Annotated in this window: 24 protein-coding genes; 9 read left to right on the forward strand and 15 right to left on the reverse strand. The window is 28.8% G+C overall.

What is annotated here, in order from left to right; all coding sequences use genetic code 11:
* Positions 1-120: 120 nt before the first annotated feature.
* Positions 121-729 (forward strand): aminoglycoside 6-adenylyltransferase, encoded by a 609-nt coding sequence (locus tag ACIQ56_RS02345; RefSeq protein ID WP_397599502.1) that lies wholly within the window; start codon positions 121-123, stop codon positions 727-729.
* 57 nt (positions 730-786) lie between these two features.
* Here ACIQ56_RS02345 and ACIQ56_RS02350 read toward each other — a convergent pair whose 3' ends face one another.
* On the reverse strand, positions 787-1,260 hold the full coding sequence (locus ACIQ56_RS02350) for an ester cyclase (protein ID WP_397599475.1): 474 nt from the start codon (positions 1,258-1,260) through the stop codon (positions 787-789).
* Between the two features lie 229 nt (positions 1,261-1,489).
* Positions 1,490-2,176, reverse strand: a complete 687-nt coding sequence (locus ACIQ56_RS02355) for a substrate-binding periplasmic protein (RefSeq protein WP_397599476.1) — start codon at positions 2,174-2,176, stop codon at positions 1,490-1,492.
* A gap of 230 nt (positions 2,177-2,406) precedes the next feature.
* Between ACIQ56_RS02355 and ACIQ56_RS02360 the strand changes: the two genes are divergently transcribed.
* Positions 2,407-3,303, forward strand: coding sequence for a hypothetical protein (locus tag ACIQ56_RS02360; protein ID WP_397599477.1), 897 nt, complete (start codon positions 2,407-2,409; stop codon positions 3,301-3,303).
* Between the two features lie 82 nt (positions 3,304-3,385).
* Here ACIQ56_RS02360 and ACIQ56_RS02365 read toward each other — a convergent pair whose 3' ends face one another.
* The 5 genes from ACIQ56_RS02365 to ACIQ56_RS02385 form a co-directional block, all read right to left on the reverse strand.
* Positions 3,386-3,832: a hypothetical protein gene (locus ACIQ56_RS02365; protein WP_397599478.1), complete on the reverse strand. Its 447-nt coding sequence runs from the start codon at positions 3,830-3,832 to the stop codon at positions 3,386-3,388.
* Between the two features lie 480 nt (positions 3,833-4,312).
* The gene (aguB, locus tag ACIQ56_RS02370) at positions 4,313-5,176 is read right to left on the reverse strand and encodes an N-carbamoylputrescine amidase (protein ID WP_397599479.1); all 864 of its coding nucleotides are present in this window, start codon (positions 5,174-5,176) and stop codon (positions 4,313-4,315) included.
* A gap of 3 nt (positions 5,177-5,179) precedes the next feature.
* Positions 5,180-6,229, reverse strand: coding sequence for an agmatine deiminase family protein (locus ACIQ56_RS02375; RefSeq protein ID WP_397599480.1), 1,050 nt, complete (start codon positions 6,227-6,229; stop codon positions 5,180-5,182).
* Between the two features lie 108 nt (positions 6,230-6,337).
* Complete coding sequence (locus ACIQ56_RS02380; protein WP_397599481.1) at positions 6,338-6,682, reverse strand: hypothetical protein; 345 nt, start codon at positions 6,680-6,682, stop codon at positions 6,338-6,340.
* Between the two features lie 210 nt (positions 6,683-6,892).
* Positions 6,893-7,225 carry an HU family DNA-binding protein gene (locus tag ACIQ56_RS02385; protein WP_202614040.1) on the reverse strand — a complete coding sequence of 111 codons (333 nt, stop codon included), beginning with the start codon at positions 7,223-7,225 and terminating at the stop codon, positions 6,893-6,895.
* A 160-nt stretch (positions 7,226-7,385) separates the two neighbouring features.
* On the opposite strand from ACIQ56_RS02385, the gene pdxY reads away from it, so the two are divergent.
* On the forward strand, positions 7,386-8,243 hold the full coding sequence (pdxY, locus tag ACIQ56_RS02390; RefSeq protein WP_397599482.1) for a pyridoxal kinase PdxY: 858 nt from the start codon (positions 7,386-7,388) through the stop codon (positions 8,241-8,243).
* A gap of 8 nt (positions 8,244-8,251) precedes the next feature.
* Here pdxY and ACIQ56_RS02395 read toward each other — a convergent pair whose 3' ends face one another.
* The gene (locus ACIQ56_RS02395; protein ID WP_397599483.1) at positions 8,252-8,782 is read right to left on the reverse strand and encodes an MgtC/SapB family protein; all 531 of its coding nucleotides are present in this window, start codon (positions 8,780-8,782) and stop codon (positions 8,252-8,254) included.
* A gap of 164 nt (positions 8,783-8,946) precedes the next feature.
* On the opposite strand from ACIQ56_RS02395, the gene ACIQ56_RS02400 reads away from it, so the two are divergent.
* On the forward strand, positions 8,947-9,231 hold the full coding sequence (locus tag ACIQ56_RS02400) for a hypothetical protein (protein WP_397599484.1): 285 nt from the start codon (positions 8,947-8,949) through the stop codon (positions 9,229-9,231).
* Between the two features lie 5 nt (positions 9,232-9,236).
* On the opposite strand, the gene ACIQ56_RS02405 is transcribed toward ACIQ56_RS02400, so the two are convergent.
* Positions 9,237-10,043 (reverse strand): hypothetical protein, encoded by an 807-nt coding sequence (locus ACIQ56_RS02405; RefSeq protein ID WP_397599485.1) that lies wholly within the window; start codon positions 10,041-10,043, stop codon positions 9,237-9,239.
* Positions 10,044-10,048: 5 nt separating this feature from the next.
* Positions 10,049-11,017: a hypothetical protein gene (locus ACIQ56_RS02410; protein WP_397599486.1), complete on the reverse strand. Its 969-nt coding sequence runs from the start codon at positions 11,015-11,017 to the stop codon at positions 10,049-10,051.
* A gap of 150 nt (positions 11,018-11,167) precedes the next feature.
* On the opposite strand from ACIQ56_RS02410, the gene ACIQ56_RS02415 reads away from it, so the two are divergent.
* The 3 genes from ACIQ56_RS02415 to tsaE are packed head-to-tail and all read left to right on the forward strand — an operon-like array spanning position 11,168 to position 14,065.
* Positions 11,168-12,343 carry a homogentisate 1,2-dioxygenase gene (locus ACIQ56_RS02415; protein ID WP_397599487.1) on the forward strand — a complete coding sequence of 392 codons (1,176 nt, stop codon included), beginning with the start codon at positions 11,168-11,170 and terminating at the stop codon, positions 12,341-12,343.
* 25 nt (positions 12,344-12,368) lie between these two features.
* Complete coding sequence (locus ACIQ56_RS02420) at positions 12,369-13,511, forward strand: UDP-N-acetylglucosamine--N-acetylmuramyl-(pentapeptide) pyrophosphoryl-undecaprenol N-acetylglucosamine transferase (protein ID WP_397599488.1); 1,143 nt, start codon at positions 12,369-12,371, stop codon at positions 13,509-13,511.
* Positions 13,511-14,065, forward strand: a complete 555-nt coding sequence (gene tsaE / locus ACIQ56_RS02425) for a tRNA (adenosine(37)-N6)-threonylcarbamoyltransferase complex ATPase subunit type 1 TsaE (protein WP_397599489.1) — start codon at positions 13,511-13,513, stop codon at positions 14,063-14,065. The genes ACIQ56_RS02420 and tsaE overlap by 1 nt, the downstream gene beginning before the upstream one ends.
* Here tsaE and ACIQ56_RS02430 read toward each other — a convergent pair.
* Positions 14,049-15,302 carry a multidrug effflux MFS transporter gene (locus ACIQ56_RS02430; protein WP_397599490.1) on the reverse strand — a complete coding sequence of 418 codons (1,254 nt, stop codon included), beginning with the start codon at positions 15,300-15,302 and terminating at the stop codon, positions 14,049-14,051. The genes tsaE and ACIQ56_RS02430 overlap by 17 nt on opposite strands.
* Positions 15,303-15,439: 137 nt before the next feature.
* On the opposite strand from ACIQ56_RS02430, the gene ACIQ56_RS02435 reads away from it, so the two are divergent.
* Positions 15,440-16,558 (forward strand): ABC transporter substrate-binding protein, encoded by a 1,119-nt coding sequence (locus tag ACIQ56_RS02435; RefSeq protein ID WP_397599491.1) that lies wholly within the window; start codon positions 15,440-15,442, stop codon positions 16,556-16,558.
* An 88-nt stretch (positions 16,559-16,646) separates the two neighbouring features.
* Positions 16,647-17,192, forward strand: coding sequence for a MepB family protein (locus ACIQ56_RS02440; protein ID WP_397599492.1), 546 nt, complete (start codon positions 16,647-16,649; stop codon positions 17,190-17,192).
* A 3-nt stretch (positions 17,193-17,195) separates the two neighbouring features.
* Here the strand turns inward: ACIQ56_RS02440 and ACIQ56_RS02445 are convergent, their stop codons facing one another.
* The 4 genes from ACIQ56_RS02445 to ACIQ56_RS02460 form a co-directional block, all read right to left on the reverse strand.
* Complete coding sequence (locus ACIQ56_RS02445; protein WP_397599493.1) at positions 17,196-18,620, reverse strand: SDR family oxidoreductase; 1,425 nt, start codon at positions 18,618-18,620, stop codon at positions 17,196-17,198.
* A 167-nt stretch (positions 18,621-18,787) separates the two neighbouring features.
* Positions 18,788-20,545 carry a proline--tRNA ligase gene (locus tag ACIQ56_RS02450; RefSeq protein ID WP_397599494.1) on the reverse strand — a complete coding sequence of 586 codons (1,758 nt, stop codon included), beginning with the start codon at positions 20,543-20,545 and terminating at the stop codon, positions 18,788-18,790.
* A 30-nt stretch (positions 20,546-20,575) separates the two neighbouring features.
* Positions 20,576-21,478, reverse strand: a complete 903-nt coding sequence (locus ACIQ56_RS02455) for a class I SAM-dependent methyltransferase (RefSeq protein WP_397599495.1) — start codon at positions 21,476-21,478, stop codon at positions 20,576-20,578.
* The gene (locus ACIQ56_RS02460) at positions 21,478-22,326 is read right to left on the reverse strand and encodes a Cof-type HAD-IIB family hydrolase (RefSeq protein WP_397599496.1); all 849 of its coding nucleotides are present in this window, start codon (positions 22,324-22,326) and stop codon (positions 21,478-21,480) included. Before ACIQ56_RS02460 ends, ACIQ56_RS02455 begins: the two co-directional genes overlap by 1 nt.
* Positions 22,327-22,380 lie beyond the last annotated feature (54 nt).

Raw genomic sequence — 22,380 nt, forward strand, 5'->3', positions numbered from 1 at the left:
ACTACAATCGTGTTAGAAAGCATTCGTCGAATGGATATCTGTCTCCAGTTATATTTGAAATAACTAGACCAATGAAAAAGGTCGGTTAATTGTGTCTATAAAATTGGGGGAAGATCAGGTATTTGGCCTGATAACAAAGATAAATATACTTATTTAATGCTGTTTGAAGACGAAAATAGAATAGATTTAAAATTAATAAATGATTCTGTTTATAAAAAATCAAAAAAAGATAGTTTAAGTCTTGTTTTACTTGATAAAGATAAGAGATACTCTTTCTTAAAAGATCCAAATGATTTAGACTACGTTATCAAAAAACCAACTGATATTGAATTTAAAAACCTTTGCAATGAATTTTTATGGCTTTCAACCTATGTTGCAAAAGGCTTAGCGAGAAAACAAATTTTATATTCCAAACATTGCTTAGATGTTTTATTAAGAGATGAACTTTTAAAAATTCTTGCCATTAAAGTCTCCATTGAAACAAATTTTGCAAAAAATTTGGGAGCATTTTATAAGTATTTAGAAAATGATTTGAATTCTGATACATTGATTTTATTTTTAAATACATATACTGATTTTAATATATCAAAAAATTGGGACTCTTTATTTTCTATGTACCAAATTTTTCATGCTTCTGCAAGCTTTATATCAAAAAAATTAAACTTTGAATTTAATGAAAAAGAATATAATAATGTATTAAGTTACTTAAAAAATATGAGAGCAAAATAATAAAAAACAGATTATTACTATTATAAAATTATCTAAGTTTAATTATTTTATCATTAACTAAAACATGGAGTTTTTATTTGCAGATTTTTCTGGAATGGCTTGAATAACATCCCAATGTTCCACAATTTTACCCTCTTTAACTCTAAAAATATCGACTATTGCAACACCTTTATCTTCTTTACTTTCTTTTGAATGGACATGTAAATATACCAGATCCTCTTCTGCAGCAGACCTTTTTATTTCTGATATCGCTTGAGGATATTTTTTAAAATAGGGAACAAAATAATCAGTAAAAGCTTTTTTTCCATCTGGTACATGTGGATTATGTTGTATGTATTGATCACCAATATAAAGATTTGCAGCTTCTAGAGGTTTATGATCTTTAAAAGCCATATTATAAAAATCTGTTACAATTTTTTTATTTTGTTTCTCTTTATCTGAAAGAGCAAATAGAGAGGAACTGCCACTTATTAAAATGGAGCAAGTTAGAATTTTTAAATATCTTAATTTTGAGTAACTATTTTTTGCCATGGATTCAGATTCCTTTTTAATGAATTTGAGATAGAAAAATGATTACAATCAGTAAAGAGATATATAAATGACTTTAATTTTTTAATCAATAGTATAAATGGATATTATATTAATTTTATACATTATTCCTTTTCTTCCTGTTATAAAAATTTTAAATACATAAAAATACTAATTTTGATTGCGAATTTTATTATATTCATCGGTTTTTATATAATTTCTTGCTTCTTCATCAATTTTTTTTATATATAATATTTTCATTCATATCTTTTCTAAATACGATATATAAATCGTTCATATTAATTAAAATATCAACTTTATTTATAACATTAAAATTTTTTATTTTCATTTTTTTATATTCATTAAACTGATCTAAATTTAAAACAGTAAAATCAGATTCAAAATTAATGACTGAATTGATACAAGACAATTGATCAAACTTTTGAATTTTTTTTGTTCCATTATTTTCTAAAATTTTTAAAATTGGTTTTTCAATAAAATATCCTAATGGATGACAGTATACTCCACCTTTAAAATCATCAATCTTTTTTTTGTTTTTATTATTTGTAAAAATATACGATTTTATTTCGACAAGACTTACTTTTGAATACTTAACTTCAAGACTTCTTTCTTTTGTAAAAACATATGGAAACGTTGCATCATATTTTGAATTTTTTACCATATCATAACCACGCGCCCAAGGTAAAAAATCTAAAGTATAAGACATATTTATTTTACTTAAAATTTTTCTTACAATAGAAGTAAAAATACCTCCATCTTTTAATTTTTCATCACAATATGGAGAAAAGTCATTTCCAGTTACTAATTTTAAAGAATTGGAATTCTCTAAAGAAAAGCAATTCAAATGTAATATTAACAGAATTAAAATACTCTTTAGGTATTTAATAAAAAAAAACATCAAAATCCTTTCTAAAGTAAGATATTTAGATATTAATATATTCAAATATCGAAACAAAAAATATTTTTTGACGTATAAGATTTATTGGGTAAAAATTACATCCTATTTTAAAAGAAAAAATATTCAAAAAAACGACCTGTCAAATCTTTAAAATATAATTACTTTTATATTAAAATAGCTTATGATAAATTTTTCTTAGTCAAAATAATTTTAAAAATGGAAAACATTCAATGGAAATATCTAAATATATATCAAAAATTTTTATTGTATTTCTTTTTTTTATCTTTACCCTTCAAGCTAAAGCAATAATGATTATAAAACACAACTTGACTGCTTCAGAAAATGAAAATTCATTAAGTTATGAATATGCCATTTTAAAATTAATATTAGATAAATCTAAAGAGAGATATGGTGAATACCAATTGGTAAAATCGATAAAAATGTCGCAAACTCGAGCTTTTCATGAATTAAGTAAAGTGGACTCAGAAGTTAATGTAATTGCATCGATGACTTCTATTGAAAGAGAAAACAAATCATCTCCAATTCGAATCTGTTTATTTAAAGGTCTTTTGGGAGTTCGAATTCCAATTGTTTTAAATAGTGAAAAAGAGCGAATTGAAAAAATAAAAACGTATTCAGATTTAAAAAAACTCAAAGTAGGGCAGGTTTTTGATTGGCCTGATAAAAAGATTTTAGAAGCTAATAAAATGAGTGTTATTAAAACAACAGTTTATACTGGATTATTTCCAATGCTTGTCTTAAAACGTTTTGATATTTTCCCATTAGGAGCATTAGAAGTTTATCAAATTGAAAAAGAGCATGAGGCAAAATACAAATTAAATGTTATTGAAAATTGGGCAATTGCTTATCCGACAGGTTATTATTTTTTTGTAAATCAAAAAAATAAAATATTAGAAGAACGACTAAATTATGGATTTATGAATGCCATTAAAGATGGTTCATTTGATGAAATATTTAATAAATATAATAGCAATTTTTTAAAAATCGCCAATTTAGAAAATAGAAAAATATTTAAATTAAAAAACCCAATTTTACCTAAAACTACGGTATTTAAAGATAAAAATATATGGCATCCTTTAATAATGAAAGAGTTTTCTGAATTTTAAAACTCTTAAAATAAAAACAGGACTGCTTTAGCTAAAAAGATAACAAAAGCAGTCCTTTATTCTTTTTAAATCAGGGCGAAGATTAATTACCCCATAGATCTTCACATGGATTCTTACCATAAGTAGTTCTAGATCCAACAAATCCAATGGAAGCTTCTGAAAAATTATATCTTGGGCTTAAAGTTACGCCCCAGAAATTAATTTCTGAATTAGCATTTTCAGTTAATTTAAATAAGTATTCGTATCTAACAGAATAATAAGGAGCAGGTGCAACAAGTACGCTAACACAAACTTGATCATTTTGTACTAAGTTTGTAGAATGTTGGCTACCAACTCCCATCATTTTTGAACATCCATTTTTAGTACAAACTTTTCCTAAAAAAGCGGTTCCTAATACAAAATTCACATCAACTTTACTAGTTATTTGTTGCAGCTCATTTGTTTCTTCTTCATTTGCTAAGGCTGAAAAACCAATTAAAAATGAGGAAATAATTGTGCATTTAAGAGATTTTTTTAATAATATCTTCATATAATATACCTTTCATATAAAAATCAAAAAGACTTTGTTGATAGACTAAATTAAAAATTAATAATCAAATTTTATTTATTATTTATAATATAAACTCATTAAGTAATTATATATTATACATTATTAAAATAATTTATTAAATATTTTTAACGATTTAAAATACAATAAATTAAGAAGATAATATCATTTAAATTTATTATTTATGATGAATAATAAATTTAAATATTGTTTTTTATATTTCTTTTTAATAAAATACTTTCTAGTTTCTAAAAATATTTAAATGATTTTATAATATTCTTGTTTTATTAAAAATATTTTATAAATATTACCAATATTAATATAATTTTTAAAATTTAAAAATAAAATGAAATAATTAATTTAAATTTTTTAAAATTAACTCATATAAATAGCATTTTAGAATTTTATTGGAATTTTGTATTATGAATTCGAGGATAAAATAAAAAAAGATTTTATTTAACTTTAAATTTTTCCATCTAAAGTCAAAAGTGTTTTATATTTGTCTGGTCTTCTATCTCTAAAAAACCCCATTCCAGCTCTAAACGTTTTTGCTTCTACAAAATTTAAATCTGCATATAAAATACATTCCGATATTCTGTCTGCCTCAGCTCTTTTCTCTCCCATAAAATCGCAGATAAAAGAACTGCCATAAAATGTCATATTTTTTTCCATTCCAACACGATTAGGAGCAGCTAAATAAACAGAATTACATACAGCATGGCCTATCATTGCTCTTTGCCACATATCTTTTGTATCGATAGAGTGAGCTTCAGGTGGCTCAGAACCAATTGCAGTTGGGTAAAGCAATAAATCAGCACCTTGCAACGCCATGCTACGTGCGCATTCAGGAAACCATTGATCCCAACAAATGCCTACTCCAATATTTCCAAAACGGGTATTCCAAACTTTGAATCCAGTATCACCTGGGTTAAAATAATATTTTTCTTGGTAACAAGGACCGTCTGGAATATGTGTTTTACGATAAATACTTAATAGATCACCATTTGCGTCAATCATAGCTAAACTATTAAAGTATGCTTGACCCGATTTTTCAAAAAAACTAATAGGTAACACAACATTTAACTTTTTAGCCAAAGCTTGAAAATGATTTAAAAACGGATGGGATTCGACTTCATTTGCTAAATCAAATAAATGATCATGTTGCTCTTGACAAAAATAATGATTTTCAAATAATTCTGGCAAAAGAATAATATTAGCACCTTTTTCAACAGCATCTTCAATAAATTGTGTTGATTTTTTAATATTTATTTCAAGTTTGTCTGCCATACTCATTTGAATAATAGCAAGTTTAGCCTTTTCTGCCATAACTTATTTTCTCCAAATTTTTCCAGATGGTTGTTGTTGAGTAACACAATGAAAAGATCCACCACCTTTTATAATATCTTTTGAACTTAATCCAATTACTTTTCTATTAGGAAATAAGGGGCGTAAAGTATTTAAAGCAATTTCATCATGAGGATCATTATAAATTGGAACAACAACAAATTCATTTCCAATATAAAAGTTAGCATAAGTAGATGGTAATCGGTGATCTTCTATTTCCATTCTATTCTTAGGTAACACTAAAGGCACTAAATTAAATGGCTTTCCATTTATATCTGTTGCGTTTTTTAATATTTCAAAATTACGCATCATAGGCGCATAATTCGTATCATTTTTATCTTCTGTTATAGAATAAACAATATTGTTTTCATTGGTAAATCGAACTATGGTATCGATATGACCATCAGTATGATCACCTTCCAATCCATCTTCAAGCCATATTAATTTTTCTATACCCAAATAATTTTTTAAATAAACATGAATTTCATTTTCAGATAAATTAGGGTTACGCATTTTACTTAAAAGACACTGTCTCGTAGTTAAAGCAACACCTTTTCCATTTACTTCAAGTGAACCACCTTCCATAACAATATTTGGCTTAAAAAAATCTATATTTAAATTTTTTGCAACATAATATGGAGCTAGAGTGTCTAAATCCCATTTAAATTTTTGTCCCCAAGAATTAAATTCCCATTTAACAAAACTCAATTGTTCCCCTTTTTTAATGAATATAGGTCCATTATCTCTAAACCAAATATCATTTAAAGGAACATGATGTAACGTTACATTAGGGTTATTCCCTATTCGATTCAAAGCGTCTTTATGTGCTTCTTCATCTCGTACTAATAAATGAACGTGCTCAAATTTTGCGATTGTAGTTACTAAAGCTGCAAATTCATTTCGAACACCATCTAAAAAGCCAAACCACATTTCATTATCAAAAGGCCAGCTAGTCCATGTTGCTGAATGTTCGCACCATTCTCCAGGCATTGAAAAGCCAATTTCATTTGGCAAATCCATAATGGGATTAGACATTAAATTATCCTTTATTTAAATAAGAAATGAAAAACAAAAAAAGACTCAAACCAGTGAGTCTCATACATGATAGATTTCAGACAGTCTAGAGTAGATTAAGAGCCTAAACTAACCACCACCTTTAAACACACGGGCTGTAATTGTTTTTACTTCTTTTTGAACAACCACAACTTTTTTAGCTTCTACTAAATAGTCTTTAATGGCGTCATAAGCCCTTCTTTCATCGCCTCCAGAAGCTAACCATTGAGCAATGGTAGATCCATTGATAAAGTCATTTGCAAACCCAAAAATTACTTTATTTGCCTCTTGGTAAGCACTAGCAGAATCAAATCCTTCATTTTCAAAACAAATTTGTGCGAAATTTAAAGCCCTTTGTACCGTTTCTTCTAAACGGTTTGTTTCCATACCAAGACTTAAGTGAACATTATTTTTTGGCTTGAATTTTTTTGGCATAAATAAATCCCACCATTCTAAAAGGCTTTAGGTTACAAAACCTCCTAATATTTTATCGGCTTTTATTTTTTAAATGATAAATTCATCATAATAGTATATCAATATAGCAGCAAATCAAAGCTTAAAATCAAGAAATTTGATAAGTTACATTAAAAAGACTAGTAGGTAAATCCTTACTAGTCTTTTGATAAGTAAATCTAAAAATCAGTTTTATTTTTTCTTTTTAGCAGCTGATTTTCTTTTTACACCAACTTTTTCTTTAAGAGAAGAAGCAACTCTAAAACTTACTTTTTTAGAAGCTGGTATTTTAATTTCTTCCCCAGTTTGAGGATTACGTCCCTTACGAGCTGCGCGATCTTTTACTTGAAGAATTCCAAGTTTATCAATACGAACTTTCTTGCCCGCAGCAACATGATCTTCAATTGCATCAAGAAAAGCTGCAATGACTTCTTTGGTTAATTTTTTTGGTAACTGATCAAATCTAGAAGAAACCTCAACTGTTAAAGCAGAAGTAGAAACAGTCGCAACCTTTCTTTTTGTCATAAACATCCTCGCATGTGAAGGTTAAATGAAACTGCCGTTATAGTTGCCTGAAATGACATATATATCAAGAGGCAAAGTATAATTTTTTTACTTCTTATTGTACCATGAGAAAACTTTGAAGCCAAAATCCTCAAGGTTATTTTTTCGGAGATATATGACTATGGATCAATCTATTCTTTCTATACAATCTTGTGTAAGTTACGGCCATGTCGGTAATAGCGCTGTTACGTTTCCATTACAACGCCTTGGAGTTGAGGTTTGGCCTATACACACGGTCTTATTTTCTAACCATACAGGATATGGACAGTGGGGTGGAAGAGTTTTTGACATTGCCGCAGTAAGAGATGTTTTTTTAGGAATAAAAGAACGAGGTGTTCTAAATAAATGTAACGCAATGCTTAGCGGATATATGGGCTCTAAAGAGCTTGGAAATGTTATGATAGAAGCAATTCTTGAACTCAGAAATTTAAATCCAAATATAATTTATTGTTGCGATCCTGTTATGGGGGATGTCGGAAGAGGATTTTTTGTCAAAGAAGGTATACCCGAGTTCTTTAAAGAAGAAATGATTAAATATGCTTCAATTATTACTCCAAATCATTTTGAATTAGAATACTTAAGCGATCAAAAAGTAAATACAATTGCAGAAGCAATTGAGGCATCCCATAAAATTTTATCAAAAGGCCCTCAAGTTGTTTTAATCACAAGTTTGTTACTTAAAGATAACTTAACTTCAAATATAAGCATGATGGCTGTTCATAAAAATTCTGTTTATATCGTAACTACACCTTATATACCTATTACTTTAAATGGAACAGGTGACATTACAGCTGCATTATTCACTCATTTTTATTTAAAATACAAAACAATTGAAAAAGCATTAGAGGAAACTGTTTCAAGGGTTTTTAGTATTATCGAGGAAACTCATAAAGAAAATTCAAAAGAACTTGTTTTAATTAAATCACAAAATTATTTAATTCAACCTAAACATTTTTTTAAAGCAGAAAAAATAAAATAAAATAAAATTCAATCCATCGTTCCGCCTTTTCCGCTATTATTATCTGAACTACTATGAGAACGGTGTTTGAAAAAACGCTTTTCAAAATAAGCAACAAAAGATAAAAAACAAATAAGACCAATTGTAATTATAATTGTTGATAAAAAAATACCATATCCTATCATAATTCCCAAAGCGGATACAGTCCATATGACCGCAGCTGTTGTCAAACCCTGAACTTTGCTTTGGGATTTGAATATCGCACCAGCACCAATAAATCCTATTCCAGAAACAATTTGTGATACAATACGCGTGACATCTGCTGATGGTGCTGGAGTTGCCGAGCCATAATCTGACATCATCAACGATGCTGCCGTAAATAATGCAGAAGCCGCACAAATAAGAGCATTTGTTTTAATACCGGCAAGTTTTCCTCTATATTCTCTTTCTATTCCTACAATAGTCCCTACAATTAAAGCCACTCCTACTTTTGGTAAAAGAAAAAGAAGGATATCAATCTCAGGTAAGTAGTGTATAGGTAATTCATAATCTAAAGCCATTTAATAAGTCCTTTAATTATTTCAACTTATTTATTCTATTTTATTCTTTTTTTAGAAAATTGTTTGCAAATTTTTCATTGATTGCCAAAGTAATGACCAGACATTAAAAAAAACGAAGTTAATGACGAATGAATAAAATATGAAATGAATTTTTTGGAGTTAAAATGACTGAAAAAAAGATCCAAATAAATGAAGATGATTTAGCAAGACACATGGGTGATCAAGCTTCTAGGGCCGAAACGTCGGGAATAGCACAAAAGAAATTTTTTCATTTTCAAAAATTAATAACAAAGGTCTATTCACTGTCTGACAAGGAATTTGACATAGCATTTTCAACATTGGAAAGCATGCTAGAAAACTTTAATAGTAAAAAATTAAACGCCAAAAAAGATGATTCTTCAGAAAAAAACAAAACGAAATCAATAGATATAATTACAAATAAACAATAATATTTTTATTGATATTCTGAAAATATAATAGAAAATTTATTTTCATTAGATCTAAATATTGCAGAAGTGGGTCTAATTTCTAAAGGATTCACAAAAGCAATCCACTTTACTTCAACTTGAGTATCTTGAGAGAAAAGTCCATAATAAAATCTGCTATTCACAATAATAGCATATCCATTTTCATTTTTTGTTAATGAAACATAACTCTGAACTTCAATATTTGATCCCGAAATATCAATATTTGAAATAGAAAAATACTTATTATTTGACTCATTTATTTCAACTTCTTGCGGAACAATTTCATTTCCGTCTGAATCCGTTTTTTCTTTTTTTTCTCGGACAATATAAATACCATTATTATCTTTTTGTTTTACAAATGCGTATTCACCGCATAAAAAACTACGTAAACCTTTTGCCCCAATTTTAGAAAATAAAGAAGAAAATTGCTCAAAATAGTCATTTGCAATTATATTACTACTAGTTGAATTATAATTTATTTTATTTTCATCAATATCAAAGGAATAATATTCTTCACCTAATGGACCAATAACGCTTGTCTTTAAAAGATTATAATTATTTTTCCAAGCACCTTCCATTTCTATTGGCGGAAGACGAATACTATCGGTACTAAAATCTGCTAAAAATTGCGGGTTACTTGCTTTGTAACATTTTTCTTTAATCGTTTTTACAACTTCATTTATTGGGTCTTCTTTTTTTACCGCAATAAGCTCCTGCTTTTTCTTTGAAGAAACGCAAGAAGATAAAATAAATAATGGGAAAATTATAAAAATATTAAAAATATATTTATTCATAATATTTATTTCACCATTAATTGAAAAGCTGTTTTTGCAATATTTTTTCCAGTCAAAAATTCATATATCCTTAATCCAGTAGGTGAAGTTATATTAATTTCACCTATTCGACAGCCTATTAAGTCAAGTCCTGCAAATAAAATATTTTGACTTTTCAGATATTCAGCAATTTTATTGCATATTAATTTTTGCTCTTTTGTCATTTCTCGCAAAATTGCCGAGCCACCTTGAGCTAAATTAGAAGCAATTTTACCTTCAGCAGGAATTCGAACAAAATCACCAATAACAACCCCATTTGCAATTAAGACTCTACGATCTCCCTGAGTGTGAATTTCTTCTAAAAATGGTTGAATCATTATTTTTGACATATTTAAATTTTCATTATTTTTTAAATTTAATAATAAAGACTCTGTGGTTTTAAAATACTCGACACTTTCTCCGCCATGGCCTAACCATGGCTTACAAATAATTCCATTTTTCATTAGAGACTTATTTTCATTACAAAAATCTTCAATTATTTCAAAAGAGGAAGATAAACAAGTTGGAATAATTTGTTCATGAGTTAAAACGCCATCAGAAAAGGCTTTCCATTGAAGAGCTTTTTCATGAAATGACAAAAGAGCTTCTGCAGGATTTATTATTTTAACATCTGATTGTGAAGCTAGTATCCAGCATAAATCTTTATAGTTTTCATTAAATGGAGGATCTTTTCTAACGAAACAAATTTCAAATTCTTTTATAGGTATTTTTTTTTTATTTATTAAGTTAAAATTAATTTCATCAGTTGAAACAGTATGAATTTGATTTAAATTACTGACAAAAACATTTTCACCAAATACATGTACATTGTTAGATTCACACCATAAAACTTGCCAAGAATCTTCAATTGCAGCTTGAGCTAAAGCTAAGCTTGAATCTGATTTTAGTCTTACTTTATCAATGGGGTCTGCAATAATTAATAGTTTTTTCTGCATAAAAGCTACATTCCTTTTAGGACAAAGCTAATCAATGCATAACAGTATTATAATCCAATGTAAATTGCAATCAAGAGCTTGCTCGTTAATCAAAATGAATGATATAAAATAAGTTTACTTACCATGTCACTTTAATAGGGAGTGAAAACTATGATTGATTATAGAAAACTCGGTTTTGTTTCGTCAAAACAGCATACTATTTGTGAATTCGAAGGAAAAATGCTCGCTGAACATGTAATTACGCGTGATGGTTTTAATGATCATTATTCTATTTTATACCAAAAAAGAGCTCCAACTCACGAGATCAAATCTGAAGTTTTTAAACATGAAAATCCATTTTTTCCAAATTATAACAAAGAAAATAATACAGAACTAAAACGTCGTCATTTTCAAACACCTATTTATAAAAAAGAAGGTAATCTTTTAGATTCCAGAGCAACATTACTTGTTAATAATAGCTGCTCTGTGGGTATAGCAAATCTTTCTAAAAGCGATATTTATTTTTTCTCAAATTCTGATGCAGATGAATTATTTTTTGTTTCAGAAGGGAAAGGTGTATTACAAACTGTTATGGGAGAAATCGACTATAAAAAAGGGGATTACCTTTTTATTCCCAAAGCAATTCCTTATCGTTTTATGCCAAATGAAAAATCAAATATGCTTATCATAGAGGGTAAAAATAAATTTGGAATTCCTTCCGAATTTAGATTAGCAATGGGTCAACTTAAACTTGATGCACCATATAATCATAGAGATTTTCATTCTCCTAGTAGATTATTAAATATAGATGAAAATGAAAATTACCCTATAATTGTAAAAAAAGATAATCATTTAACAATACATGAATATACGGATTTCCCATATAAAGTGGTAGGTTGGGATGGATGGTATTGGCCTTTTTCTTTCTCTGTTTATGACTATCAACCAAAAACAAGCTCCGTTCATTTGCCCCCAACAATTCACACTGCTTTTAGTGGTAATAAATTTTATATCATGAATTTTGTTCCACGTATGTTAGATTACCATCCGAAAGCAGTTCCATGCCCTTGGCCACACTCAAGTATGGATTGTGACGAAGTCATTTTTTATGTGAGTGGTGATTTTACAAGCCGTAAGGGTATTTCAAATTATTCGATAAGTTATCATCCTTCAGGAATTCCACATGGACCACATCCTGAACGCTATGAACAAAGCATTGGCGCAAAATATACACAAGAACTTGCAATAATGGTTGACACGTTTGAGCCATTATTTGTAACAGAAGCAGCAATGGTACTTGAAGATAAAAAGTATCATTATACTTGGGATAGCCCAAATCATCTTTAAACATTTAATAGAAGTGGCACAAAGAATGGCTCATAAAGAATCTGAAAATCATTTTAATGTTGTGCTTACAGGTGGTGGAACTGCTGGCCATGTTTGGCCTCATTTTGCCATATTTGAAGCTAGTAATTCGGCACTAGCAAAGGCTTTCCAAGAAAATAAAATCAACGTTCATTATGTTGGCTCACAATCTGGAATGGAAAAGGATCTTGTCCTCTCCAACCAACCTACCTGGAAGTATTACTCCATTGCCACAGGAAAATTACGCCGTTACTTTAGCCTAAAAAACTTTACCGATCCTTTTTTAATATTATTAGGTATAATACAAGCCTTTATATTACTAGGAAAAGTAAAAGCTTCTATTGTATTTTCTAAAGGTGGTTTTGTTTCTGCTCCTGTTGTATGGGCCGCTTGGCTGCGCGGCATTCCTATTCTTATTCATGAAAGTGATGCTACTCCTGCATTAGCAACTAAATTAACTATTCCTTTTGCATTAAAAGCTCTTGTTGCTTTTCCTGAAACTAGTAAAAGAATTTCACCATTATTTCAAAATAGAGTAATTGAAATTGGATTGCCAATTAGAGAATCTTTGTTTTCTGCATCAAAAGAAGAAAGTCATAAATATTTTTCTTTATCTACAGAGAGAAAAACAATTTTAATTTTTGGTGGCAGCTTAGGTGCCCAAAGTTTAAATAAAAAAATGTTTGAAATTATTCCTGAGTTGCATAAGAATTACAATATTATTCATATTGTTGGTAAAGGAAATAAATTTGAACTTCCTGGTTTAACAAATTATAGACAACTCGAATTTTTAAATGACGGCATGAAGTTTGCATACGCTTGCGCCGATCTTGCTATTTGCAGAGCTGGAGCAAGTAGTATTTTTGAATTAGCCGCTGCACGAGTTCCCATGATTCTTATTCCATTAGGAATGCATGCCAGTAGAGGAGATCAAATTATTAATGCTCGCATTTTTATGAATAAAGGCTGGGCTCAATCTATAGATGAAAATACTTTTCAAAATAACTCTGCTATTCAGCTTATTGAATCGACAATAAATTCGCTTGAAGAAAGAAAAAAAGCACTTGAAAGCGCCCCTACAAAAGAATCTGCTTTAAAAACTGCTGAACTTATATGGGAAATATTATTAAAATATGAGAATAATAAGTAATGTCTGAAATTGATAGTTTTAAATTTAATTTTGAAAAATTAATGAGTCAAAACGCAAATGACTCTAACGTTGAAATAAATCTTCGTTTTCTTGAAATACCAGAGCTTGCTAAAATTATATGTGCAAAGTTGGAACCTGGAGATTGGCTTTTTTTAGATGGAGATCTTGGTTCAGGAAAAACAGCATTTACTAAAGAATTATCCATATTTCTTGGAGCAAATGAATTTTCTACAAGCCCCACATTTTCTATTTTAAATTCTGAAATATTAAATCCCTTAAAAGGCATAAAAAATTCTAAAATTTTAAAATTAATCCATCTCGATTTATATCGCTTAAAAAATGGAAAAGAACTTATTTATTTAGGTTTAGAGAATGAATTTAATTTAAATTCTTCTATTTGTGTATTTGAATGGCCTTATAACGTTGAAGAAGAAGATTTTGATTCTTTATTTAATGTAACAAAATGCCCCAGACCCAAAAGAATTATTGAAATTTTAATTGATCTTAATTCAGATAGTTCATCGAGAAAGTACACTATTAAAAAGATTTTATAGCTTCAAGTTTAATTATTTTTCTTTTTAGAACATAAAATAATATACTTCCAAAAACAATAAATAATATACTTAAGTTAACAAAATAATGCTTATCAAATACATTTGCAAATAATCCTATTATAGCTGCTGAAAAAGCCCCAGATAATAATTGCAAGGTTCCAAGCAATCCAGACACAAGACCTGAATATTTAGAAAAATGAAGTATCCCGGCTGACATAGCTGTACTAAGCAAAAATCCATTACTACCCGTTATTAAAGTTACAGCAATCATTAATGTCCAAATATTAACAATATTAAAAGATTCTAGTAAGAAAAGAAGTAAACACCCTATCATCATGCCATTTATACCAATATTTAAAATATAATTTTCAGATTTGGTTTTAAGCAAAGAACGAGCCACAAGTGAAGTTGTAAAATAAGGTATAACCGCTGGTAGATATAATAATCCTATTGTTGCTGCAGAATAGCCCATTTTATGAAACATCAATGGAGCTCCAGCTGCATATAGCCACCAGACTGCAGTGGAGAAACAAACAATAAGTATATAATAAAGTAACTTTATATCTGTTAACATAATATAAAAATTATTTAAAATACTATATAAATTTAAATTTTTAGTTCTTTTTTCAATCGGTTTTGTTTCAGGTAAATAAATAAAAACAAATAAGCTAATGATTAGTCCAAAGATAAACACAAACACAAAACTAGAGTGCCATGAAAAATAAATAGATAAAGCTCCCCCTATAGAAGGCGCTAAAGCGGGAGAAAGCGAAACTAAAGGGACTAATATAGCAAATGCTCTTTGCGCTTTTAAAGGTTCAAAGACATCAGAAAATAGAGAACGCCCGATTACGATACATGCAGAAGCAGAAATGGCTTGAAAAAATCGACTTATAATAAAAAGTTCTATATTTTTAGAAAAAATGCACCCTAATGTAGATAATAAAAATAAGGGTATCATAAGATTCAAAATAGATTTTCTTCCAAAACGGTCGGATAACAACCCATGAGGAATTTGTCCAAGAGATAAGCCAATAATAAAAGCGGTTAAAGACATTTGAGACAAGCTCATCGAAGTATTAAAATATTTTGTCATTTCCGGCAAAAAAGGCAAAAAAACATCAGAAGAAATAAAAACAATCATACACAATAAAGAAACAGATATAATAAAAAACCATTCTTGGGCACTAGAAATTTTATCTAATAACAAGTTTTTTTTAAATTCAGCTATATTCATATCATCACCTTAAATTTTATTTCCTATAAAATTTATTATTATTCTATTCAATTTTGCATGTCAAAATATAAACATACATATTTTTTAAAAACGGTATAATAAACTTATAATTTTTTAGATTTATTGGTGACTATAAAATGTTATTTTATTTAAAGAAAAAAGAAAAAAAATTCATAAAAATATTCTTATTCATTTTTATTGTTTTTTTTCATAACTATGCAAATTCAAAATCTATTACTTTCATAGTACCTGGAAAATCTAATGAAGATTTTTGGGTAAATTCTGCCGAGTTCACCAGAGCTGCAGCACTAAGCTTAGGTTTTGAATTTGAAGTATTATATGCCGAAAGAGATCGTATGTATATGTTAGAATTGGCAAAAAATGTTTCTGAAAGAAAACAAAAACCAGATTTTGTTTTTATTGTCAACGAAAAACAAGCTGCTCCTCAAATGCTTCAAGTTTTAAATAAAAATAAAATAAATACTATTTTAACTCATATAGATTTAACAGAAGATCAAAAAGAAGTTTTGAAAACTCCTAGAGAAAATTTAAAATACTGGCTTGCCACTATTTATCCAGATAATGTAAATGCGGGTTATCAAATTGCAAATGAAATATATAAAAAAACAAAAAAAATTGTTAAAAATAAAAAAAATTATTCTCTAGTAGCCATTAATGGAGATAAATCTACAAAAGCATCAATAGAAAGAGAGCTTGGATTAAATCAATTTTTATTGGAACATAAAAATATAACTTTATATCAAATTATTTCTGCTGAATGGGATAGGCAAATAGCATATGAAAAAATGCTTTTAATTCAAAAAAGATATCATGATCTCGATATGATCTGGGCCGCAAATGATCCCATTGCTCTTGGTGCTTTAAAAGCAGTTAAAGAAAAAAATAGAAAGCCGGGTAAAGATATTTTTATTGGTGGTTTAAATTGGCAACAAGAAGCGCTTCAAGAAATAAAAAATGGTTCCTTATCCATTTCTTTAGGTGGCCATTTTATGACGGGTGCCTGTGCCGTAATTATTTTATATGATTATTTGCATGGAATTGATATAAAAGAAAAAAATTATGAAATGAATTTAAAAATTTTTTCTACTATCAATGAAAATGAGGCTGAAGAATATAGTAAGTACTTGGATAGGTCATATTGGAAAAAAATTAATTTTAAAAAATTATCGAAATATTTAAATCCTAAACTAAATGACTATGAATTTGATGCAAAAAAAATTTTTAAAATGAATTAAACATCACTCTTTCAAAATATAAAATAATTTCATAACTTGATACTTTAAATGATTAAGATATAAATCTTTCTGACGAAAGAAAGGTGATATGAAGCAAAACAAATGGCAATCAAATCCTGCACTAGAAAAATACCCGTTACAACTATCAAAAATAATTATTGATTTTGTTTCAAATTTAAATTTAAAAATTACAAAAGAACCTTTACGTGAATTAGAAAGCGCTGAATATGGAGCTTGTCAATTTGAAATTGAAAATAATAATATAATCTTCAGAGTTGCAAAAACAACTCCTACAAAAATAGGGCAATTTGTTACATTTTGGAAACGCCCAAGTCTTGAAGCTGAAATTGCTCCATATGACTTAGAAGATCATTTTAAATTCATAATGGTTTTTGTTTTTAATGATAAAAATTCGGGAATATTTCTTTTTGACAAAAGTATTCTTTCAAAAAAAGGAGTTATTTCTATTCATAATAAAGGCGGAAAAAGAGCAATTCGAGTTTATCCACCTTGGTGTAATCCAGATTCAAAGCAAGCGATATATTCTCAAAAATGGCAATGCGAATATTATATTTCTCTAGATCAAATTACTGAAAAAGAAATAACTTTATTTAATAATATTTTTAATACTTAATCATTATCCTTTAGCAATTTTTTTAATCATTCCATTAAAAATATAACCATGAAAAGGCAATACGATATACCAGTAAAACCTTCCAAATACTCCCAATGGTCTGAATGTGGCTGTTTGGATTACATTATTATTTTGATCAATTTTAAACTCTAGCCATGCTTCGCCTGGAAGTCTCATTTCTGCATATAATAATATTCTTTTATTTTCTTTATCTGCAATTAATACTCTCCAAAAATCTAAAGCATCTCCTGCTGATATTTCAGTTTGATTTTTTCTACCTCTTCTGAGTCCAACCCCACCGAATATTTGATCAACAAAGCCTCTTACTTTCCAAAGAAAGTTTCCAGAATACCAGCCATTTATTCCTCCAATTGACCATATTCTTTCAATAGATTTTTCCACATTTTCTGCTTTTTCTTTTCTGATATCTAAAAAACATCCAAAACTTGGTACTTCTAAGTGAGAAGAGATTCCATCACTTAAAATAGGGCTTGTTTGAGCATCTTTCCAGCTAGATAGTACTTGATTGTGTTCAATTTTATCAAAAGCAATGCGGATCGATTCTTTATAATCAATTAATTTAATATTTAACATATTTTTTAAATTATTTTCTTTACATATGACTTCTATTTTCATGCTATCCACTAAGTTTTTTGCCAGAGAGTGGCTTGTTGCAGTAACAAAATATAGCCAATATGAAGACAAACGAGGAGTCATAACGGGGACTTCAAATATAATTCGACGAAGTTTTCTTATATTTGCAAATTGTAATAACATTTCTTTATAAGTTAAAATGTCAGGACCACCAATATCATAACTTTTATAATATGTTTCTTTATTTCCCATGACTCCCGATAAATATTCAATTACATTTCTTATTGCAATAGGTTGAGTTTTTGTTTTAACCCATTTTGGAGCAATCATAATAGGTAATTTTTCTACTAAATCTCGAATTATTTCAAAAGAAGCACTACCAGAACCTACAATAATTCCAGTCCTTAAAGTTGTTAATGCATAGGAAGAATTTGATAAAATATTTTCAACATTTTTACGAGATTCTAAATGTTTTGACAGTGTTGTATCATTTATTATTCCACTTAAATAGATTACTTGTTTAACAGAAGTTTTTTCCATATAATTTTTGAAATTTAATGCAGATATATTTTCTAGAATTTTAAAATCGTCATTATCCGTAGACATAGAATGAATTAAATAATACGCAATATCAAAATCTTTTGGTATATTAAGGAGTGTTTCTTCTTTTAAAAAATCAACTTCTATTAAATGAATTTTTTTATTTACAAATTTACTTAAATCAAATCTTTTTTTATCTCTTACACAACAATAAACTTCATGTTTTTTATCTAATAGCTCTGGTAATAATCTTTTTGCAATATATCCAGTAGCACCAGTTAAAAGTATTTTCATAAATAAATCCTTTATTTTATATTATAACATATATTTAATCGGTGTTTTTTATCTTTTATTAAATTATTGAAATTAGTGTAATAATATTATATATTTAAGATTAATGAAGGTTTTTGAAATTTGGATTTAATTATACATAGTTTTTGAAATTTAAAATACAATTCACATTAAAGCGAATTGTATTTTTTATATTCTTCTTTAACTTCATCTAATATAATATTTTCAATTTCTTCTAATTTAACCTTACGTGGATCTAATCTATTATCACGATATTTTAATTCTACACATCCTTCTGCATAAGTTTTAGGGGAAAGAATAATGCGAAATGGAATTCCCATAAGATCGGCATCTGCAAATTGTGATCCTGGTTTTTCATCACGATCATCCATTAAAACTTCTAAACCTTGTTTAGTTAAACTTTGGTAAAGTTCTTCGGATTTTTCTATCATAATATTTTCTTTTCTATTTAAAACACAAAAATGTACTTCAAAAGGAGAAATAGGTAGAGGTAAAATAGGACCTCTGTCATCATGACTTTCTTCAATAATAGCAGGAAGAAGTCTAGTAATACCTATTCCATAGCATCCCATAATAGGATATTGTTTTTTTCCATTTTGATCTAAATAGGTACAATCCATTCCTTCTGAATATTTTGTCCCCAAATGGAAAATATTCCCAATTTCAATCCCACGAGTTTCTTTTAAACTAGAGTTACAATTAGGACAAGGATCGCCTTCTCTTGCAGCGGCAATATCTCCAATTAAAACTTTCTTTTTTTCTGCTTCTGTTAACTTAGATAAAAAGTCTCTTTCTAAATTAAAATTCACATAGTGATAATCTTTTTCATTGGCACCCGTAGCTAAATTATTGCTTTTTGCAACGGTATGATCAATTACAACGTAACATTCATTTAAATTTAACCCAATTGGACCCGTACTTCCTGCAACAGCACCTGCTTTTACAATAGAGTCATGAGTTGCCGTTACAACTTCTGATTTAACTAATGTTCTAACTTTTTTATCAATAACCTCAAGGTCGCCTCTTACAAATGAAATTACGGGCACTCCCTCTAAAGTTTGAAACATGACTGCTTTCGCTGTTTGTTCAGCAGGAATTTTTAACATATTCGTAAGAAGCTCTATGGTTTTTGCATTTGGAGTATGCTCTTTTGTCATAGAAACTTCTGCTTGTTTTTTAATTACAAATGGAGAAGTCGATATTTCTTCATTGGCACTATATTTACAATGAGGGCATGTAATTAATTTATCTTCACCTGTTGGGGCGAGCATTTGAAATTCATGCGAATATTTTCCGCCAAATAAACCATTATCTGACATTACACTCACAAAATTTTTACAACCCGTACGCTTAAAGAAACGATTATAGGCATCATATACGCGATCATAATATTGTTTTAAATCTTCTTCATTTGCATGAAAACTATAAGCATCTTTCATAGTAAATTCACGCAAGCGAATTAATCCGCCACGCGGACGAGGCTCATCACGAAATTTGGATTGAATTTGGTACATCATAACAGGCAACTGACGATAACTCGTGATTTCAGTACGAGCTAAATAAACCACAGGTTCTTCATGTGTTGGGTTTAATACCATTGGTTTTTCATGACGATCTTTAAACTTCATCATATCTTTTCCAAAAGTTTGGTAACGCCCTGTTTCTTCCCATAGCTCTTTAGTTGCTGTACAAGGCATTCTTATTTCTTGTCCTTCAACAGCATTCATTTCTTCTTTACAAATTTTTTCAATTTTAGCGATACAGCGCATTCCAATTGGTAAAATGCCATAAATTCCTGCTGAGTACTGGCGCATAAAACCGCCTCTGAGCATAAATTTATGACTTGGTAATTCGCTATCACGTGGTGTTTCTTTAATTGTTCTACCAACTAATTTGGACATGCGCATAAAAAAAATCTCCAAATATTATTATATTAATTAAATTTCGTTCAATAAAAGTTCTTCAAGAGTAATGACATTGCCGCCAATATGTTCTTTTAAAGAAACAAATTCTTTTTCAGCAGATTCAAGATGATTACCTCTTCTAATACAAGTAATCAAACGATTTTTAGGGGTGTGAGCAGAAGGCACAAACTCTGTTGCTGTGACTTCATAGCCTTTAGAGCGTACTAAACAAATTCTTAGCGCATCTGTAAAATGTGCTGCAATTTCTCTACGAACTTGCGGTGTATGAAATACAGGAGACATGGGATGACTTATTTCACTGTCTTTCCATTTACGAGCAAGTTCTGCTTGGCAACAAGGGGCTACTGCAATAAAGTCGGCTTTTTGTTTAATAGCAAATGAAAGTGCCATATCTGTTGCTGTATCGCAAGCATGAAGGGCCACTACAGCATTAGGTCTTGTTTCTTTATCCCACTTGTAAGTTAACATAGAAGCGGATTCAAATTTTAAAATTGAGCTATAGCCTAATTTCTCTGCTTTTTCATTACAGCTTTTTATAATTTTAGTATTTGTATCAACACCAATTATTTCGGCGGGATGTTTCCATTTTTCAAGAAAACACCAGGCAAGTAAAAATGTAAGATAAGACTTTCCGCATCCTGCATCTATAATACAAACTTTTTTATGTCTTTTAACCAGATCTTCAAAATGAGGTTCTAACAAATTAAACATATGATTAATTTGAATAAACTTTTTTAAATTATCAGGAGAAATAGAAGCATCAGAGTTTAATAGACCTAATGAACGTAACAATAACGGCGCATTTAATGGGGTTATTGTATAGTTTTTATCACCCATAATTTTTTTAAGACGATCTTGAGTCCACCATTTATTGGCAACTTCTTTGAAATCAGGTGGCTTTTTATAAATTTCCATTATTGAATATTTCCAGCTTGTTTTAAGTGCTCTAAAAAAACAGAGACACCATCTTCATCATTTGAAAGCGCCTTTGCTTTAGCAATTTTAAGCGCATGTAAATCGGCATTTGCCATAGCAACACCAAGTCCAGCTTCAGCTAACATTTCTACATCATTTTCTCCATCTCCAAATGCAATTACATCTTTCATATTTATTCCTAAATAATCGCAAACATATTGCATAGCTGTTCCTTTATTTACTTTTGGTGAACCAAGTTCTATCCATGGCCATCCATTAAAAGTACAAAATTTTGCACCAAGTGGTTTAAAAAACTTTGTTTGTTCCATTAAAAATGCTTCACGATTGCTATCTGGTGTTAATAAAAATAAAAAGCTAACAATAGATTCTGCAGGGGGATTATCAATATCCAATTCTTTAACATCGGAATCATAATGAGTAGAAAATTCATTTGAATCGAGAAGATTAGGATGCAAACAATAAAAACCGTTTGCTGTATCAAAAAGAATATTTTGAATATAATAATCGGAGTTTCCATTTAAAATATTTTTGCACATTGCAAAAATAGATTCTTTTAATTTATTATCAACATAAGAAAGCATCATAGAATATCCATCTATACTTTTACGTATATCATTTCCATTTAAAGTAATAATTGGAGTTTCTATTTTTAATCCTTGAGTCACTTTTTTTACCGACTTTAATGTTCTACCCGTAGCAATAACTACAGGTACTCCATTATCAATAAATTCATTGAGACATTTTAAATTTCTTTGAGAAATAACTTTTTGTGAATTTAGAAGAGTACCATCAAGATCAACAAAAATCGCTTTATAATTAAAGCCCATATTTTCTCCATCTTTAGAAATTAATTATTTCACGGAAAACATAATTTTAACTCA

Source organism: Silvanigrella sp. (assembly GCF_044369315.1).
Classification (GTDB): domain Bacteria; phylum Bdellovibrionota_B; class Oligoflexia; order Silvanigrellales; family Silvanigrellaceae; genus Silvanigrella.

What these genes read in the sequence shown, in the direction of transcription:
- ACIQ56_RS02385 (WP_202614040.1), bottom strand. Translation starts at nt 7,225, where the DNA reads ATGACAAAAAGAAAGGTTGCGACTGTTTCTACTTCTGCTTTAACAGTT.
- ACIQ56_RS02405 (WP_397599485.1), bottom strand. Translation starts at nt 10,043, where the DNA reads ATGAATAAATATATTTTTAATATTTTTATAATTTTCCCATTATTTATT.
- ACIQ56_RS02450 (WP_397599494.1), bottom strand. Translation starts at nt 20,545, where the DNA reads ATGCGCATGTCCAAATTAGTTGGTAGAACAATTAAAGAAACACCACGT.
- ACIQ56_RS02380 (WP_397599481.1), bottom strand. Translation starts at nt 6,682, where the DNA reads ATGCCAAAAAAATTCAAGCCAAAAAATAATGTTCACTTAAGTCTTGGT.
- ACIQ56_RS02360 (WP_397599477.1), top strand. Translation starts at nt 2,407, where the DNA reads ATGGAAATATCTAAATATATATCAAAAATTTTTATTGTATTTCTTTTT.
- ACIQ56_RS02415 (WP_397599487.1), top strand. Translation starts at nt 11,168, where the DNA reads ATGATTGATTATAGAAAACTCGGTTTTGTTTCGTCAAAACAGCATACT.
- pdxY (WP_397599482.1), top strand. Translation starts at nt 7,386, where the DNA reads ATGGATCAATCTATTCTTTCTATACAATCTTGTGTAAGTTACGGCCAT.
- tsaE (WP_397599489.1), top strand. Translation starts at nt 13,511, where the DNA reads ATGTCTGAAATTGATAGTTTTAAATTTAATTTTGAAAAATTAATGAGT.
- ACIQ56_RS02355 (WP_397599476.1), bottom strand. Translation starts at nt 2,176, where the DNA reads ATGTTTTTTTTTATTAAATACCTAAAGAGTATTTTAATTCTGTTAATA.
- ACIQ56_RS02395 (WP_397599483.1), bottom strand. Translation starts at nt 8,782, where the DNA reads ATGGCTTTAGATTATGAATTACCTATACACTACTTACCTGAGATTGAT.
- ACIQ56_RS02460 (WP_397599496.1), bottom strand. Translation starts at nt 22,326, where the DNA reads ATGGGCTTTAATTATAAAGCGATTTTTGTTGATCTTGATGGTACTCTT.
- ACIQ56_RS02435 (WP_397599491.1), top strand. Translation starts at nt 15,440, where the DNA reads ATGTTATTTTATTTAAAGAAAAAAGAAAAAAAATTCATAAAAATATTC.
- ACIQ56_RS02375 (WP_397599480.1), bottom strand. Translation starts at nt 6,229, where the DNA reads ATGTCTAATCCCATTATGGATTTGCCAAATGAAATTGGCTTTTCAATG.
- ACIQ56_RS02455 (WP_397599495.1), bottom strand. Translation starts at nt 21,478, where the DNA reads ATGGAAATTTATAAAAAGCCACCTGATTTCAAAGAAGTTGCCAATAAA.
- ACIQ56_RS02400 (WP_397599484.1), top strand. Translation starts at nt 8,947, where the DNA reads ATGACTGAAAAAAAGATCCAAATAAATGAAGATGATTTAGCAAGACAC.
- ACIQ56_RS02430 (WP_397599490.1), bottom strand. Translation starts at nt 15,302, where the DNA reads ATGAATATAGCTGAATTTAAAAAAAACTTGTTATTAGATAAAATTTCT.
- ACIQ56_RS02410 (WP_397599486.1), bottom strand. Translation starts at nt 11,017, where the DNA reads ATGCAGAAAAAACTATTAATTATTGCAGACCCCATTGATAAAGTAAGA.
- aguB (WP_397599479.1), bottom strand. Translation starts at nt 5,176, where the DNA reads ATGGCAGAAAAGGCTAAACTTGCTATTATTCAAATGAGTATGGCAGAC.
- ACIQ56_RS02440 (WP_397599492.1), top strand. Translation starts at nt 16,647, where the DNA reads ATGAAGCAAAACAAATGGCAATCAAATCCTGCACTAGAAAAATACCCG.
- ACIQ56_RS02420 (WP_397599488.1), top strand. Translation starts at nt 12,369, where the DNA reads ATGGCTCATAAAGAATCTGAAAATCATTTTAATGTTGTGCTTACAGGT.
- ACIQ56_RS02445 (WP_397599493.1), bottom strand. Translation starts at nt 18,620, where the DNA reads ATGAAAATACTTTTAACTGGTGCTACTGGATATATTGCAAAAAGATTA.
- ACIQ56_RS02350 (WP_397599475.1), bottom strand. Translation starts at nt 1,260, where the DNA reads ATGGCAAAAAATAGTTACTCAAAATTAAGATATTTAAAAATTCTAACT.
- ACIQ56_RS02365 (WP_397599478.1), bottom strand. Translation starts at nt 3,832, where the DNA reads ATGAAGATATTATTAAAAAAATCTCTTAAATGCACAATTATTTCCTCA.